This is a genomic window from Mycetocola sp. JXN-3 (assembly GCF_014522285.1).
In the GTDB taxonomy this organism is placed as follows: domain Bacteria; phylum Actinomycetota; class Actinomycetes; order Actinomycetales; family Microbacteriaceae; genus Mycetocola; species Mycetocola saprophilus.
Window position 1 is genome coordinate 3,231,216 of the sequence record NZ_CP041635.1, and the last position, 16,634, is coordinate 3,247,849.

Consider the following 16,634-nt stretch of genomic DNA (forward strand, 5'->3'; position numbering starts at 1 on the left):
TAAAGCCTCGCGATTGAACGGTTTTGTGGCGCGCCAAATAGCGGCGTTTTCTGCCGAGCATGAAATTATTCTCCGTACTGAGTTCGGGTCACAGTGTGAGGCCGCCGCGGTGTTCCGTTGGGTATGGCGCTGGGTGGGCGCACGCGGAACGATGCAACGTGTTGTCTGCGGCAGGGTAACCGACAGGCAACGTTCCCACGCTACCCGGTGACACGCCCGGTGTCTCGGACGACTCGAATAATCACCCCCAAACTGGGGGTCACATGGGGGCAACAAAAAACTCCCCCGAGTAATCTCGGGGGAGTCATGGCGGAGAGTGTGGGATTCGAACCCACGAGACATTTCTGCCCACTGGTTTTCAAGACCAGCTCCATCGGCCGCTCGGACAACCCTCCAGCTCGCGGGATTCCCACGAACGTTCCCAGTCTAGCGGACGCTTGGGGCCCCGCTAGGACCGAGGAAAACTACGGCAGCGTATCGAGAACCTGGACCAGACCGTCCTCGGCCACACCCGCGGTAATCTCGCCCGCGGCCGCCAACACGGCCTCGGGTGCCTGTCCCATCGCGACCGCGCGGCCGCGCTCGCGCGCCCACTCAAACATCTCCACATCGTTGCGGCCATCGCCGGCAACCAGGATCCGCTCGGGCCGCGCGTTCAGGTGTTCGCGTACGATTTCCAGCGCGGTGGACTTGTTCACCCCGAGCGGGGCGATGTCCATCCACGCCGTCCAGCCGATCGCATACGCCACCTGGTGCAGCCCCATCTCGGACACCACCTGGCTGAACTCGGCCTCATCATGCTCGGGAGAAACCACGACCACCCGGATGACCGGGGTGCCCAGCAGCTCCTCGAACTCCACCTGCTCGGCGTTGTTGAGGTCCCACTCGTACATGCCCTCGGTGTAGCGACGGAAGCCGCCCGGATACTCGATCAGGTAGCGGCCGTCGCTGAGGTGCGGACGGATCGTCTTCAGTACGTCGTCGGGGAGAAAGGTTTCCACGTGATCGATGACGTAGCCCTGCGGATCCGCCTCCGGGGAGGACGGATCGCGGCGCATGATCATGGCACCGTTGGCGCACACCACGTACTTCGGGGTGATACCCAGCTCGGCCATGATGGTGTGCGTGGCACCCCAGCTGCGACCGGTCGCCAGCATCACCTCGTGCCCGCGTGCCACGGCCGAACGCACGGCCTCGCCCACGGCCGGGGAAATCCTGCCGCTCTCATGCGCGACGGTCCCGTCGATGTCGAGGGCAACCAGCCAGGGCTCGGTGTGTTCCACCGGGAATCCCGCGGCCATCTCGGCAACCTGTTCGCTCACACCACTCCTCGTACTACAGCCGTCTTGTCTTGCTACCGTCACGCCGTGCCGGGCAATCGGTTAGGCGGTGATCACTTCCAGGCCACCCAGGTAGGGACGCAGCGCCTCGGGCACCACAACCGACCCGTCGGCCTGCTGGTGGGTCTCCAGGATGGCGACGATCCAACGGGTGGTGGCCAGGGTACCGTTCAGGGTTGCGACCGGGGCGGTCTTGCCCGAACCATCGCGGTAACGGGTACCCAGGCGACGGGCCTGATAGGTGGTGCAGTTGGAGGTGGAGGTCAGCTCGCGGTAGGCGTCCTGGGTGGGAACCCAGGCCTCGACGTCGTACTTGCGGGCGGCGCTGGAACCCAGGTCGCCGGCGGCGGTGTCGATCACGCGGTAGCTGAGACCCAGATCCTGCAGCATGCCCTCCTGCATGGCCAGCAGACGCAGGTGCTCCGCCTCGGCCTCCTCAGGGGTGGTGTAAACAAACATCTCCAGCTTGTTGAACTGGTGCACGCGGATGATGCCGCGGGTGTCCTTACCGTGCGAACCGGCCTCGCGGCGGTAGCAGGTGGACCAGCCGGCGTAGCGCATCGCGCCCGCATCGAGATCGAGGATCTCATCCGCGTGATATCCGGCCAGGGCAACCTCGCTGGTACCGGTGAGGTACAGGTCGTCGGCGGGCAGGTGGTAGACCTCGTCGGCGTGGGCACCGAGGAAGCCGGTGCCGGCCATGATCTCGGGCTTGACCAGGGTCGGGGTGATCAGCGGCACAAATCCGGCCTCGAGGGCGCGGTCCAGGGCCAGGTTCATCAGGGCGATCTCCAGGCGGGCACCGATGCCGCGCAGGAAGTAGAAACGGGCCCCGCTGACCTTGGCACCGCGGGACATGTCGATCGCGCCGAGGATTTCTCCCAGGGCCAGGTGGTCGCGGGGCTCGAAGTCGAAGGTGGGCTTTTCGCCAACCTCGCGCAGGGTCACGAAATCCTTTTCGCCGCCCTCGGGCACGCCGTCGATCACGATGTTCTCGATCGCGCGAACCGCCGCCTGGTAGGTCTCCTCGGCCTGGTTCGCCACCTGCTGCGCGTTCTTCACGGCGGCGGCAAGCTCCTGAGCCTGGGCGACCAGGGCCGCCTTGTCCTCCTTGGCCGCACGGGCCACGGTCTTTCCGAAGGCATTCTGCTCGGCGCGGAGCTCCTCGAAGGCGGTGATCGTCGAGCGACGCGCCGCATCGGCCTCAAGGGCGCTATCTACCAGCGAGGTCGAGGAACCTCGGGCAGCCTGGGAGGCTCGGACACGGTCGGGGTTTTCACGCAGAAGTACGGGATCAATCACCCACCCAGTCTAGGCCGTGTCGCGGCCAAACGTGCCGTATCCGAGCAAAACCGCGCTATCGTCGGAACATGAATCCGCTTCGCCCCGATCACTCCCGGCCGCGCGCAGCCGTGGTGTACAACCCGGTGAAGGTCAAACTGCCCGAGCTCAAGGCCGCGATCAATACCGCCGCCGAGAACGAGGGCTGGGCACGCACCCTCTGGTACGAAACCAGCGAGGCCGACCCGGGCGGCGGGATCACCCGAACCGCACTCGCCGATGGGGCCAGCCTGGTGTTCGCCGCCGGGGGCGACGGAACCGTCAGGGCGGTAGCCGATGCGCTGCGGGGCACCGAGGTTCCCCTCGCCCTGATTCCCAGCGGCACCGGCAACCTGCTGGCACGCAACCTCTCTCTCCCGCTGAGCGATCTGGACACCGCCGCGCATATCGGCTTCGCCGGCCGCTCGCGCCCCATCGACATGGGCATCATGAACGTGGTTGATGAGAAGGGCCGGGGGTCGGAACACTCCTTCCTGGTGATGGCCGGGATCGGGCTGGATGCCACGGTCATGGCCAACACCAATCCTGCGCTGAAGAAGGCCGTGGGCTGGCTCGCCTACGTGGACGCGGGCATGCGCGCCCTGCCCAACGCTCACCCCTTCCGGCTGCGCTATCAGCTGGCCGGACGCTCCGAGCACAGCGTGAGTGTCTCCACGATCCTGTTTGGCAACTGTGGCAGCCTGCCCGGGGGCCTCGAACTGATGCCGGATGCGGCGATCGATGACGGCCAGCTGGACCTCGCCGTGCTCCAGCCCGCGGGCCTGTTTGGCTGGCTCAAGGTGTGGCGCAAGCTGCGCTGGGAGAATGGCTCGCTGCGCAAGAGCCGCATCGGTCAACGCATCATCACCGTGACCCGCGGACGCAAGGGCACCAAGACCATCAGCTACCTGCGCACCGCCGAGGTCAACGTCCGCCTGGACGAACCGCAGTCCTTCGAGATCGATGGCGACGAACTGGGACGCATCGTCAGCGCCCGCGTGGGCACCGAGCCGAGCACACTGCTGGTGCGCGTGCCGCTGGCGGAGCTGGCAGCCTAAGCCTCCGCGTCGGCTTCCGCCATCGCCGCCCACGCGCTCTGCAGCTCGGCCTCATCATCGATGTAACGCCCGGTCTTGGGATCGATGAGCATCCCCAGCACACGGGAATACCCGTCGCCGAGGTCCTCGAAATATGCCCTGGAACTGGTCATGATTTTCTCCTTTGTTTTTTCACAGGCTAAGACGATGCATTCTGTATGACGTGAGAGAGCCGAGACGCCCAGTCGTTCTCGATGGCACGAAGCCGCGGTTCCAGCCGGGGGAAATCGCGCCGCACCCGTTCCACTGATCCCGAAAACCCGATCAGGTACACGGCCGTTGTAGCCGGTGGAAATCCCAGGACTTGAGTCCTGATCGGGATGGCGACTGCCCCACCCCACGGGCTCTCATCGAATTCACCGTAGTCTTTCCACACTGGTTCCTCACCGGCTAGCGCGCGGCCAACCAATACGGGGCTATCGTGCCCGGTGCGTGCACGGAGCAGCGTCTTTGCCGACCGGTATGTTCGGTCGTTGGCAGCCCAGGAAACGACGAAACCGTTGCCATCCGCAAGCCACAGACTGGTACCGAGGCGATCCATGTGAAGTACCCCACCGAGGTCATCCACATCCGCATCGAGTTGCTGCGAGTAGATATTTTGATACCTGTCGAAGTGTGAAACGTGCTCATCCCAGATAAGTTTCGTGCGCTCCTGCGGAGATAAATAGTTGGGCTGATGAACGTGTGCAAGTTCCTGGACGATCTGCACGGCATCGGAGAAATCAACTGCAAGTACAGGGTCCATACCGACCGACCTCCATTGGTGGGTAAGGGCCTCCCGAATGCCCTCAAACTCCTCTTGGTTCAGTCGAAACGCTTGGCGGACGAGGAGGACAAGTGCCGAGTGTTTGCCTCGATTATTCTGCAACACGTGGTGAAATCACTTCCGAACGTCCGGATCCCGATACGTCGTACCGACGATCAGGACGGCTCCCTGCCTCAGCGAGTGTCGCAGTAGCGCCTGCTGCCAAGATAGTCCGGCACTGAGGATCTCGTTATAGTCGGTAAGCGTGAGAACAAGGTCTCGAACATGGCCGGAACCGACCACTCCGTGCAGGTGGTGAACGGAGGCCTCGAAGCATTCTCCGGCAAGGGGGCCCAGGAGGCGGCTCTCACGCAGGGAGACTACTCGTAGAGCCTGTTCGAGAAGTGTGTCAAAGTTCAGGGTAATGAGCGTGGTATTTGAGTGCGCCCCCTCCAACATGTGCTGAGCAACCGCAAAATGCAGGGTGGAGGGAGACGGAGATTCCGGCGCGCTGTAGAGCGCCTGCCGCACGCTCGCCTCCCACTCGCTGCCCAGGCTCTGTTTGGCGGCCTCGGCGACAAGGAGGGGATCCTGTTCGCGGACGAGGAGTTCGGCGAGGCGGCGGTCGCGCACCGCACCGCTGCGCAGCAGCAGGCGCACGGCGAGTTCGTTCCAGTCGGGTAGTCCCGAGGCAACGGATGCGCCCGCGCCGAGGAGGAGCGTCAGGTGCTTGTCCGCACCGGACGCCGCAAACTGGGCCATGATGGCCGGGGTAAGGTCTGGAGCGCTCATGTACGAAGCGTGTCATGGGCGGTGTTCGGGGGCACCTGAGATGCGGGATCTGTGGAAAAGCGGGGGAAATACGAGCCTGTGGAGGAAGCCGAGTGCGCGGGTTCACGCGAGGGTGACGCCCGGGGGACGCCCAGGTGACGCCGGGGCGGCGATCTCCTGCCATACATGTAACACGGTGGAAACGCGGATGCAATCGGATCCGAACACGGCGTCCCTACTGTGGGGACAACCGCTTCGGCGGCACCCCCGCACCACGGGAGTCCCCAACACCACCGTCTCATCGTCATTCCCCTTCGTCGCACCCGGCCGCCACCACCGATGGCACCGGGGTTCGCGGCGGGCGCTAGGTCCGGTGTACCCACAGCAGTAAGGACCCTGCACCATGCCCATTCCCGTACCCAAAACACGGCCGCAGCCCGACATTGCGGCCACCGGCACCGCATCCGGTTCGCCCCGGATTCGCCGCATTCGGGCATCACTCCTGATCGGCGCCCTCACCCTCGCCGGCGCACTCGGCCTGGCCGGCCCCGCGGTCGCAGCACCCGCGAGCCCCACGGTCACCATCACCGCGCCGGAGAGCGTCACGGCCGGCGACACGGCAACCGTAACCCTGCACCTCACCGGCGTCAGCGACACCTTCGCCCTCCAGGCGACCCTCGCGGCCGACCCCACCCTCCTGCGCTACACCGAGTCCAGCGTGAGCGGTCCCGAGGGTGGATTCACCTCGGCAACACCATCGGCCACCGGCATCGACATCGTGCACACCCGCCTCGGCGGATCCCCGGCCCTGAACGGTGAAATCACCCTGAGCCTGACCCTCACCGCAACCGGATCGGGCAGCACGACGCTCGCGCTGACAGCGCTCACCCTGGTGGACGGGGCCGGCGCATCCACCGCCGGCACCAGCCTGCCGCAGACCGCGATCCGCGTGATCGCCGCCGAACCGACCGCGAGCCCCAGCCCCGGCACGTCCGCCGACCCCGGCCCCGGTGCCTCCCCCACCCCGAGCACCTCCGCTTCCACCGTGCCCTCCTCCACGGTGTCCCCGACCGCCGGTGCCGGGAGCGCCGGCGGCCTGCCCGGCACCGGCGCCACCATCGGGCTCTCCCTCCTGGGAGCCCTGGCCGCGCTTGGTGCCGGGTTGGTCCTGCTGCGGATCCGAAAGGCGGTCCGTCGATGAGCACCACCCCCACCCGTTTTGGAAAGGCCTTCCCGATGACCTCCCCCAGCCCGCGCACCCTGCGCACGGCCGCCGCGATCGGCACCGCACTGATCATCACCGGAACCGTAGCCATCGTCGCCCCGGCAGCGAGCGCCGAACCCGCCCCGGTCCCCGGGGGCCTGCTGCTCGCGCCGTACTACACCGAGCTTGATCTGACCGGCGATCACCAGGTCACCACCGCGGATCTGACCCTGCTCACCACCCACCTGGGTGCCCGCACCGGCGAAGCCGACTGGGCCACGGTGGCCAAGGCGGACACCGATCAGGACGGCGTCATCACGGTGCACGATGTGGCCGCGCTGTCCCGGCGGATGGTCTACAACGACGGTCCGTTCTCCCTGGTTGAGGCCTCGGTGCTCGACATGCAGGCGGCGATGAACGCCGGGGTCACCTCCTCGGTGAAGATCACCCAGGAATACCTCGACCGCATCGCCGCCTACGACCGTACCCAGATCGACCAGGGCGCGGGCGGGCGTCCGCTCAACTCGGTCATCAACACCAATAAGACCGCCCTCGCCGCGGCGGCCACCGCCGATGCCGACCGCAAGGCGCACGGGATGACCGGGCCCCTGCTCGGCGTGCCGATCGTGGTCAAGGACAACTACGACACCAGGGACATGCCCACCACCGGCGGCTGCGGCTGCTGGGACAACAACCAGACCAGCACCGATGCGGCGATGGTCACCGGGATGCGCAAGGCCGGGGCGATCATCCTCGCCAAGGCCAGCCTGGACGAGTTCGCGTTCGGGTTTGTCTCCGAGTTCTCGGCCGGTCAGCCTGCCGGGTCCTCGCTCCTGGTTGCCAGCCCGTACAACACCACCCAGTCGGCCGGTGGATCCAGCGGCGGTACCGGGGCGGCGGTTTCGGCAAACCTCGCCGGACTCGGCTTCGGCACCGACACCGGTGGATCGATCCGCATCCCCTCGACCTACAACCAGTTGGTTGGCATCCGTCCCACCGTGGGTCTGGCCAGCCGCGACGGCATCATCCCGCTGGCCCTCAGCCAGGACACCGGCGGCCCGATCGCGCGCAGCGTGACCGATGCGGCTATCGCCCTGGACACCGTCCCGGGGATCGACCCGGCCGACCCGGTCACCCAGAGCCAGGCCGGCAAGGTGCCCACCTCCTACACCGCATCGCTGAACAAGGATGCGCTGAAGGGTAAGCGGATCGGCGTGGTCACCTCGATGATCGGCACCAACGCGACCACCGTGCGCCTGTTTGCCCAGGCCCGGGCCACCCTCGAAGCCCAGGGCGCAACCGTGGTGGACATCGCCCCCACCGCGGACTTCAACCGGGTACTTGCCGAGGGTAGCGGCAGCACCAACGAGCTCAACCACGACCTCAACAACTACGCGGCCGCGCACCTCGCCCCCGAGGTGACCGCGCGTTCGCTGGCGCAGATTGTGGACTCGGGCAAGTTTGTCCCCTCGCGTCGCAGCACCTACGTGCAGCGCGGCGCGATCACCGAGGACACCTACCAGGCGTGGGCGGGGCCCCAGGGTTCGCACACGCTGCAGCTCGCCGCCGGGAAGACTCTGGTCACCGGGATGATGAACGACCAGAACCTCGACGCGCTGGTCTACCCCTCGGGCAACCCGTATGCGAGCCTGGGCACCAACATGCGCCTGAGCCCGAACACGGGAATGCCGGCGATCACGGTGCCGATGGGTCAGTCCATCGCCGCCGATGGCGGACCGGTCGGGGCCGGGGTCAACCTGGAATTCCTCGGCCGCGACTTCGCCGAGGGCCCGCTGATCGGGCTCGCCTACTCGTTTGAGCAGGCGACCCACTACCGCACCACCCCGGCGCTGTACCCGGCGCTGGTGAAGTAGTACCCACACACAACACCGCGGCCCGGAACCCACGAGGGGTTCCGGGCCGCGGTGTTGTGACGGCAGAGACTAGATGACGCCCTGGGCGAGCATCGCGTCGGCCACGCGCACGAAACCGGCGGCGTTGGCACCCAGCACGTAGTTACCCGGCTGGCCGTAACGCTCGGCGGCCTCATGGGCGGCCTTGTGCACCCCGGACATGATCGAGTGCAGGCGCAGCTCCGAGTCGGCGAAGCTCCAGTGCTGACGCGCGGCGTTCTGGCTCATCTCCAGTGCGGAGGTGGCCACACCACCGGCGTTGGCGGCCTTACCCGGTCCAAACAGCACGCCGGCGGCCTGGAAGGCCTCGACGGCCTCGGGGACACAGGGCATGTTTGCACCCTCGGCAACCGCCTGGACACCGTTCTTGATCAGGGTGGCTGCGGCCTCGGCGCTCAGCTCGTTCTGGGTCGCGCAGGGCAGGGCGATCTGGCCGGGAACGTCCCAGACGCTGCCGCCGGAAACGAAGCGGGCCGTGGGACGACGCTCGGCGTAGACCGAGATGCGCAGGCGCTCAACCTCCTTGATCTGCTTGAGCAGATCCAGGTCGATCCCGGCCTCGTCTACCACGTAACCCGAGGAGTCCGAAGCGGTGATGGCCTTGCCACCCAGCTGCGAGATCTTCTGGATCGCGTAGATCGCCACGTTGCCCGAACCGGACACGATCGCGGTCTTGCCCTCGATCTCCTCACCACGGGTGGCGAGCATCTCCTGGGTGAAGAACACGGCACCGTAACCGGTGGCCTCGGTGCGCACCTGCGCGCCACCCCAGCCCAGGCCCTTGCCGGTGAGCACACCGGACTCGTGGCGGTTGGTCAGGCGACGGTACTGGCCGAAGAGGTACCCGATCTCGCGTCCACCCACGCCGATGTCACCGGCGGGAACGTCGGTGTACTCGCCGATGTGACGGTGCAGCTCGGTCATGAAGGACTGGCAGAAGCGCATCACCTCACCCTCGGACTTGCCGTGCGGGTCGAAGTCGGATCCACCCTTACCGCCGCCGATGCCCTGACCGGTCAGCGCGTTCTTGAAGATCTGCTCGAAACCGAGGAACTTGATGATCGACGCGTTGACCGAGGAGTGGAAACGCAGTCCACCCTTATACGGGCCCAGGGCCGAGTTGAACTGGATGCGGTAACCGCGGTTGACCCGCACGGCACCGGAGTCATCCACCCACGGCACACGGAAGAAGATCTGACGCTCGGGCTCAACCAGACGCTCCAGGATGCCGGCCTCGACATACTCGGGGTGCTCGGCGAGCACCGGTGCCAGCGATTCCAGCACCTCGTGCAGGGCCTGGTGGAATTCGGGCTCTCCGGCGTTGCGAGCAACGGCGGCTTCAAAAACAGGGCGAACGGTGTCGGATGTTGCAAAGGGGATAGACACGAAGGATACTCTCTCGGAACGGGGGGAACGCTGCGGTCTTCAGGGCCGACAGCGTGCGCCGACCACTCCTAGTGGAGAACGCAACGTTGCGGTTCGCGGCCCTTATGAGGCCAAGAGTTAGTTTCACGTGTCCGGCGGCATCCCGTCAATCCGAGATTCGTCCCAGACAACCTTTTTTCCGTTCTAGGGAACCCTCACGCACCTGAAATCCGGCGGAATTCCGCGGAAACTCGCGGTAAATACGACCGTGGGCAATTTTGAGCAATTTCTTGCACATCCGCCGCCCAAACCGCGCGAATCGGACCCCGCGGAGCGCGAATCCTAGCCGCGAGAATCGGCTCCCAGGATGTCCCGCAGCCACTCGCGAGCCTCCAGGAAAACCGAATCGGAGAAGCGCGAATCCACCGTGATGGCCGAGCGATCGGCGGCCGGATAGGATCCCAGGAAGGTCAGCCGGGCGAGGCTTCGACGCAGACCCAGCAGGGCCTCGGCCATCCGCTCATCGAGGATGTGGCCCTCGGCGTCGATGATGAACCGGTAGCGTCCCATCTCGTCCCCGACCGGGCGCGACTCGATCATCGACATATTGACCCCGCGGGTGGAGAACTGCTCCAGCATGGTCAACAGGGCACCGGACTCGTTGCCGGGGAGCTCGGCGATCAGGCTGGTTTTATCGGCACCGGTGCGCGGCGGAATCGCCTGCGTGGTGCTCACCAGGAGGAAGCGGGTCACCGCGTTTTTATTGCTGCCGATGTCGGTCAGCAGGACCTCGAGGTCGTAGTGGTCGGTGATGCCCGGCGGAGCCACGGCCGCGTCGGCATGCGGGGTGTCCAGCAGGTCGGCGGCGGCGGCCACGTTGCTCGCGGCGGGAATGTGGCCGTGCCCGGGCAGGCGTGCATCCAGCAGCTCGCGGCTCTGCGCATAGGCGACCGGATGCGCGTTGACGATCCGAATATCCTCCAGCGTGGTGCCGCGGCGGGCGACCAGGTCGAAGCTCACCGGCACCAGGTATTCGCCGATCACGCGCAGGCCCGGCACCGTGGCCAGGGCGTCCTGGGCGACCGAGACGCCTCCGTCGATCGAGTTCTCAATCGCGATCATCGCCGCATCGCTGCGCCCGGTGATCACATCGTCCAACGCCTCACCCAGATTCTGCACCGGACGCCAGGTCTGCCCCTGTGCCTCGGGCACCTGCGCCAGGGCCCGCTCGGTAAACGTGCCCCGCGGACCCAGGTAGCTGTAGGTACGGGTTGGCGCGGATACGGGCGAGTCAGACATGGTACGAGCATAGTGCCCGTCTCGGCGGAAGCGCGGGCTTCCGCGGTATTCGATGGGGAACCTGGCAGAATGGGGATATGAGCGACCGCGCCGGCACCCGTGCCATCGAATCCGATCTGATCAACGTTGATGACTTGATCGCCGCCTACTACGAGCTGACCCCGGATGTTTCCATCCCCGAACAGCGCGTCGTCTTTGGAACCAGCGGGCACCGTGGCTCCTCGCTGCGCACCGGATTCAACGAAACTCACATCCTGGCGATCACCCAGGCGATCGTGGAGTACCGCGTCCGGCACGGCCTGACCGGCCCGCTGTTTCTCGGCGCCGACACCCACGCGCTGAGCGCCCCGGCCCTCGCCACCGCGCTGCGGGTGCTGGTGGCCGCGGGCATCCGCGTGCTGATCGACACCCACGATGAGGCGGTCCCGACCCCCGCGCTGAGCCTGGCGATCATCGACTACAACCGCACTCGCACCGGGGCCGAGCGCGCCGACGGCATCATCGTCACCCCGAGCCACAACCCGCCCGCCGACGGCGGATTCAAATACAACCCCGAGCACGGTGGTCCCGCCGACAGCGACGCCACCAACTGGATCGCCGACCGCGCCAATGAGCTCATCGCCGCGGGCCTGGAGGGGGTGCAGAGCGTCGCCGAGATCAACCCGGCCGAGCCGCCCGCACTGGTCGAGCGCTATGACTTCCGCGGGGCCTACGTCGAGGCGCTGGCCGAGATCATCAACTTTGATGCGATCCGCGATGCGGGCATCCGCATCGGTGCCGACCCGCTCGGCGGTGCCAGCGTGACCTACTGGCAGGCCATCGCCGACCGCTACCGGATCGACCTGACCGTGGTGAACCCCGAGGTCGACCCGCGCTGGGCGTTTATGACCCTGGACTGGGACGGCAAGATCCGCATGGATCCCTCGAGCGCCAACGCGATGGCCTCGGTCCTGGAACACCGTGCCGACTACGACATCCTCACCGGTAACGACGCCGACTCGGACCGGCACGGCATCGTGACCCCGGATGCGGGTCTGATGAACCCCAACCACTTCCTGGCCGTCTCGATCGACTACCTCTTTAGCACCCGCACCAACTGGCGCGCGGATGCACGGGTGGGCAAGACCCTGGTGTCGAGCTCGATGATCGACCGGGTCACCGCCCGCATCGGCCGCGAGCTGTGGGAGGTCCCGGTGGGCTTCAAGTGGTTTGTGCCCGGGCTGATCGACGGATCCGTGGGCTTCGGCGGCGAGGAAAGCGCCGGCGCCTCCTTCCTGCGCTTTGACGGTTCGGTGTGGACCACCGATAAGGACGGCATCCTGCTGGCGCTGCTCGCCAGCGAGATCCGCGCCGTGACCGGCAAGAGTCCCTCCGAGCTGTATCGCGCCCTGACCGAGGAGTTCGGCGATCCCGCCTACGAGCGCGTGGATGCCCCGGCCACCCCGGCGCAGAAGGCCGCCCTGGGCAAGCTGGATCCGGCCGCGGTGACCGCGACCGAGCTGGCCGGCGAGACCATCATCGCCGCGCTCAGCCACGCCCCCGGCAACGACGCGGCACTCGGCGGCCTCAAGGTTGTGACCGAGAACGCCTGGTTTGCCGCGCGTCCCAGCGGCACCGAGGACGTCTACAAGATCTATGCCGAGTCCTTCCTCGGAGCCGAGCACCTGGCGCAGGTGCAGGAGGAGGCCCGCGCGATCGTGGCCGCCGCCCTGGGCAACGCCTAGGCGCCGATACCGCACACCTCACCCCGCCCGAATCCTGGATTCGGGCGGGGTTTTGTGTTGCGGCCCGGGTGAACGACGCGTTTCTCTGGGCGTTGCGGACCGCCTGGGCGCGGCCGCGACAGATTTTGAACGGTGCCTCGTCTTTATTGGTGCGGGCGTGCAAACGCCCGTTCGGCGGTCGGAAATCCCCTCCCGAATCGCCGAGGCCCGATGATTCCCATCCGATCAGCGGGTTCGGTGGGGGCGCAGCGTGGGGTACGCGGCGCTCCCACCACTCTCCACCTGGAGCGGATGGGCATCACGGGTCTTGGATGGGCCTCGCGGTGGTCAACACGCCCAAACTCGGCGCGCGTTGGCGGGGTACGTTAGATATCTCACATGGCATAGAGGGGTGAAGTTGGAGGGCGATCGCTCACTTATAGAACGCGCCGCAACCGGTGATCGGGACGCGGCCGGCCGCTATTTTTCGGAGAACTTGGGTCTCCTGGGCGGACTGGCTCGCAGGATTGCCGGCGGGGTGCTCGACCCCGAGGATCTGCTCTCGGAGGCCATGGTGACGGTGCTGGGGCACTGGTCCACGGGTACTGGACCGGCCACCAACGCTACCGCGTATATCGCGGTGCTGATGCGGAACCGGGTCAAGGATGAGCTGAAATCCCCGCGGTCGAGGGTGGACGGGTTCGAGGACTGGGATGAGCTCCCGGCCCTCGGCACGCCCGCCCCCGCCCGGGTAGATGTACACAACGAGGTTCGGATCCTGCGCGAAGCCCTCGACTCGCTGCCCGCCGACCAGCGCAGTGTTCTCATCGAGATGACGGCATTCGGGACCAAGCCGCGCGAACTCGAAGGCACGCTGCACCGGCCGGCGCCGGCGATCTCCTCCCTCCATCGCCGCGCAAAGATTGCGCTTCGTCGCGCGGTTTTTCGCGTGGTGCTGGAGGAGGGGGCACCGGAATCCTGTCGCCGGGCGATCCGGGCGATCCCCGAGAAATTCGGGGATCTGCCCGAGCGTGGCGCCATCCGAGGTGAGGACCACTTCGATGACTGCGAGCGCTGCACGCGGGCCTGGCGGAGGTTCGCCGGGCTCACCAGCGCGTTTGGGCTGCTGCCGCTGTTGGTGGTGTCCCTGCGCACGTTCGAGGCACCCGCCGCGGCGGTTGCGGCCGAGGGTACGGTCGCGGCCGGGAGCACGGGAGGCAATTCGGCGGGGACCTCGACCGGAGCCGCGCTCGCGCTCGCGCCCGGGACCGGGGCCGCGTCGGTGGCGGCTCCCGCGATCCCGGCCTCGGCCGCGGCGAGCGCCCGGCGTCTCCCGCGAGTCCGCTGGTCCGCCCGCAGCATCATCGGGTTGACGCTGATGGGTGGGGCCGGGATCCTGCTGGGTGCCCTGGCGCTGAGCGCGGGCACCGGGAGCCTCTGGTTCGCCCCCGAGCCCCGGGCCTCGTTCACCGCCACGGCCACGGCGAACGCCACGGAGATCCGCTACGCCGTTCGCTTCGGCGTCGAGGATCAGTCCTGGTCGAACTCCGAGCTGCACCTGCGCGTGGACTCCCCGGTACGTGGGGTCCAGGCCCCCGCGGGCTGGATCTGCGCCGTCACCGAAACCGCCGTGAACTGCGCCACCCCCGCGTCCGGCGCCACCGGGGGAAACTTCATCATTCACACAGACTCGGCCGGCCAACCCGTGCGCGCAACGCTCGATTTCACCGCCGACCTCACGCTCGGTCGGCAGGCCAGCGGAACCGCCAGCCTGCTCACCCATCGGGGATCTCCCTAGGTCGCGCATCGCGCACCACCCCGACATTCACCCCTTCCGCGTGGCCACTCCCATCGCCGCGCCCATTTTCAGATTCACGAAAGACACAATCGATGAAAACCATGCGCACACTCACCGGGGGCCTCGGCCTCGCGGTGGGCACCGTACTGCTCGCCGGGCTCGCCCTGCCGCTGAGCGCCACCGCCGCCGCGACCCCCGAGGTCCTTCCCGCCCGCGGTCCCGAAACCGGCGGGACCGTCGTCAGCGTGGGACGGCTCCCGCAGACTCAAACCTTCAGCATGATCGGCGGATCCCAGGATGCCTTCACCGGCCTCGGCACCGACGGAAACCTCTACAGCTGGGGCATGAACAATAACGGCCAGCTCGGCGCGGGCAACATGGCCTTCCAGGTCAACCCGATCCCGGTGGATCAGTCGGGGGCGCTCAGGGGACAAACGATCACCGGCATCACCTCCAGCCACGCGGCCGCCACCTTTGTGACCACCCGGTCCGGCGCGATCTTTGCCTGGGGGCAGAACATCTCCGGCAGCCTGGGAACCGGCGTCTCGGGGAGCACCCGGGTACCCGCCCCGCTGGACATGAGCGGGGTCCTCGCCGGGGAGCGGGTGACGCAGCTGGCGATCGCCCAGCTCAATGGCTACGCGCTCACCGCCTCGGGCAAGGTTGCGGCCTGGGGGAGCTCGCAGTCCTACGCGCTGGGCAATGGCACGACCCCCGGGGCACCCGCCCTCTCCCCCGTGCTGGTGGACCTCGGCCCGCTGGGCGGGGATAAGCCGGTTCAGGTGGCCACCGTGAATGCGGCGGCGTTTATCCTCACCGAGTCCGGCAAGGTCTACGGGTGGGGATCCAATGAGGGGGATGGCGTGATCGGCATGGACCCCACGATCAATCACTCCGAGCTGCCGGTCCGCGTGGACCCGGACGGGATTCTGGGCCGCTCGCGGGTGGTGCAGATTACCGGGAACGGTCGTCACATGTTTGCGCTGCTTGATACGGGCGAACTCGTGAGCTGGGGCGATGGCCGTCTCGGCCAGCTGGGCAACGGCCAGAACACCTCAAGCGCCACCGCGGTCCCCGTGGACCAGACCGGGGTACTTGCCGGCGAGCGCATCGTCGAGATTGCGGCCAGCGGATTCAGCACCTACGTCCGCACGGCCTCGGGAAAGATCGCCGCCTGGGGATCCAACATGTCCGGTGCGATCGGCGACGGCACCCGGGATGACCAGCCCAGTCCGGTGCTGATCAGCAATAACGGCGCGCTTCGCGGGGCGAAGATCGCCCGGATCATCGGCACCCGCGATAACGTCTATACCCTCACCGAGGGTGGCGAGGTAGTTACCTGGGGAAAAAACAACTTCGGCCAGCTGGGGCAGAGTGTCACCTCCGGAAACACCCCCGTCGCGCTGCCCACGGTTTCGGCGCGAATCCGCCCGGCATCCGTGGCCTTTGATGGGACCGTGGGGACGGCGTTTGAGCTCACGGCCCCCGACACCGTCTCGGTCACCTCTCCGGCCCACGCCCCGGGCACCGTCGATCTGAGCCTGCCCTTTACCTATGCCAACGGGGCCGCGGTTCCCGCGGGTCTCAACGTGCTGATCCCGGGCGGCTTCACCTTCGAGGCGGTGGCGGTTCCGGGGGATCCCACCCCGACCGCGACCCCGGAGCCCACCGCGACCCCCGACCCGACGCCCACCCCCACGGCAACCCCGAGTCCGACACCGACCGACCCCGCTCCCACCCCGAGCCCGACTCCGAGCCAGGGGGCTGGGGATCCCACGCCGAGCCCCTCCCCGACCGGTTCCGCCCCCGCGGATCCCCGTCCGACGCCCTCCCCCGGTGCTTCCGCCCCGGCTACCCCCGCTCAGGCACCGACCCCCTCGGCTGCCGATCCGCGGGACGCCAACCAGAGCCACCTGGCGATGACCGGGGCCAACATGCAGACCCCGATCCTGCTGGGTGTGGCCGGGATCCTCGGTCTGATTGTGGGTGCGGGCCTCCTCCTGCCCAACACCCGCATGGCGCGCTCACGCAAATAACACGAGAGCCCACGCGCGACACAGCACCTCTCGATCAGCCCAA

13 protein-coding genes and 1 tRNA gene are annotated in these 16,634 nt (G+C 67.2%); 6 read left to right on the plus strand and 8 right to left on the minus strand.

The annotated features are described in order from the left end of the window. Positions 1 to 307: 307 nt before the first annotated feature. From C7C57_RS14685 to serS, 3 genes are all read right to left on the minus strand, one after another. Positions 308 to 395, minus strand: a tRNA-Ser gene (locus C7C57_RS14685). A 69-nt stretch (positions 396 to 464) separates the two neighbouring features. Continuing rightward, complete coding sequence (locus tag C7C57_RS14690) at positions 465 to 1,322, minus strand: HAD family hydrolase (protein ID WP_255505713.1); 858 nt, start codon at positions 1,320 to 1,322, stop codon at positions 465 to 467. Between the two features lie 60 nt (positions 1,323 to 1,382). Beyond that, a complete protein-coding gene (gene serS / locus C7C57_RS14695; RefSeq protein ID WP_187976984.1) occupies positions 1,383 to 2,642 on the minus strand; it encodes a serine--tRNA ligase in 1,260 nt (419 codons plus the stop codon). Positions 2,643 to 2,710: 68 nt separating this feature from the next. On the opposite strand from serS, the gene C7C57_RS14700 reads away from it, so the two are divergent. Beyond that, the gene (locus C7C57_RS14700; protein ID WP_187976985.1) at positions 2,711 to 3,718 is read left to right on the plus strand and encodes a diacylglycerol kinase family protein; all 1,008 of its coding nucleotides are present in this window, start codon (positions 2,711 to 2,713) and stop codon (positions 3,716 to 3,718) included. On the opposite strand, the gene C7C57_RS14705 is transcribed toward C7C57_RS14700, so the two are convergent. From C7C57_RS14705 to C7C57_RS14715, 3 genes are all read right to left on the minus strand, one after another. Beyond that, on the minus strand, positions 3,715 to 3,870 hold the full coding sequence (locus C7C57_RS14705; protein WP_156027623.1) for a hypothetical protein: 156 nt from the start codon (positions 3,868 to 3,870) through the stop codon (positions 3,715 to 3,717). The genes C7C57_RS14700 and C7C57_RS14705 overlap by 4 nt on opposite strands. A gap of 26 nt (positions 3,871 to 3,896) precedes the next feature. After that, positions 3,897 to 4,502 (minus strand): hypothetical protein, encoded by a 606-nt coding sequence (locus C7C57_RS14710; RefSeq protein WP_187976986.1) that lies wholly within the window; start codon positions 4,500 to 4,502, stop codon positions 3,897 to 3,899. A 135-nt stretch (positions 4,503 to 4,637) separates the two neighbouring features. After that, a complete protein-coding gene (locus C7C57_RS14715; RefSeq protein WP_187976987.1) occupies positions 4,638 to 5,294 on the minus strand; it encodes an SIR2 family protein in 657 nt (218 codons plus the stop codon). 382 nt (positions 5,295 to 5,676) lie between these two features. Here C7C57_RS14715 and C7C57_RS14720 point away from each other — a divergent pair, with 382 nt between their 5' ends. Together C7C57_RS14720 and C7C57_RS14725 are read left to right on the plus strand one after the other, a co-directional pair. Further along, the gene (locus C7C57_RS14720) at positions 5,677 to 6,474 is read left to right on the plus strand and encodes a cohesin domain-containing protein (protein WP_187976988.1); all 798 of its coding nucleotides are present in this window, start codon (positions 5,677 to 5,679) and stop codon (positions 6,472 to 6,474) included. Then, positions 6,471 to 8,351 (plus strand): amidase family protein, encoded by a 1,881-nt coding sequence (locus C7C57_RS14725; RefSeq protein WP_255505714.1) that lies wholly within the window; start codon positions 6,471 to 6,473, stop codon positions 8,349 to 8,351. The genes C7C57_RS14720 and C7C57_RS14725 overlap by 4 nt, the downstream gene beginning before the upstream one ends. Before the next feature lie 69 nt (positions 8,352 to 8,420). Here the strand turns inward: C7C57_RS14725 and gdhA are convergent, their stop codons facing one another. Continuing rightward, positions 8,421 to 9,770, minus strand: coding sequence for an NADP-specific glutamate dehydrogenase (gdhA, locus tag C7C57_RS14730; protein ID WP_187978414.1), 1,350 nt, complete (start codon positions 9,768 to 9,770; stop codon positions 8,421 to 8,423). Positions 9,771 to 10,097: 327 nt separating this feature from the next. Beyond that, on the minus strand, positions 10,098 to 11,054 hold the full coding sequence (pheA, locus tag C7C57_RS14735; RefSeq protein WP_187976989.1) for a prephenate dehydratase: 957 nt from the start codon (positions 11,052 to 11,054) through the stop codon (positions 10,098 to 10,100). 77 nt (positions 11,055 to 11,131) lie between these two features. Here pheA and pgm point away from each other — a divergent pair, with 77 nt between their 5' ends. The 3 genes from pgm to C7C57_RS14750 all read left to right on the plus strand — a co-directional run bounded on the left by pgm (position 11,132) and on the right by C7C57_RS14750 (position 16,591). Further along, positions 11,132 to 12,778 carry a phosphoglucomutase (alpha-D-glucose-1,6-bisphosphate-dependent) gene (pgm, locus tag C7C57_RS14740; RefSeq protein WP_187976990.1) on the plus strand — a complete coding sequence of 549 codons (1,647 nt, stop codon included), beginning with the start codon at positions 11,132 to 11,134 and terminating at the stop codon, positions 12,776 to 12,778. Between the two features lie 475 nt (positions 12,779 to 13,253). Continuing rightward, complete coding sequence (locus tag C7C57_RS14745; protein ID WP_187976991.1) at positions 13,254 to 14,555, plus strand: sigma-70 family RNA polymerase sigma factor; 1,302 nt, start codon at positions 13,254 to 13,256, stop codon at positions 14,553 to 14,555. A 92-nt stretch (positions 14,556 to 14,647) separates the two neighbouring features. Further along, positions 14,648 to 16,591: a hypothetical protein gene (locus C7C57_RS14750; protein ID WP_187976992.1), complete on the plus strand. Its 1,944-nt coding sequence runs from the start codon at positions 14,648 to 14,650 to the stop codon at positions 16,589 to 16,591. Positions 16,592 to 16,634 lie beyond the last annotated feature (43 nt).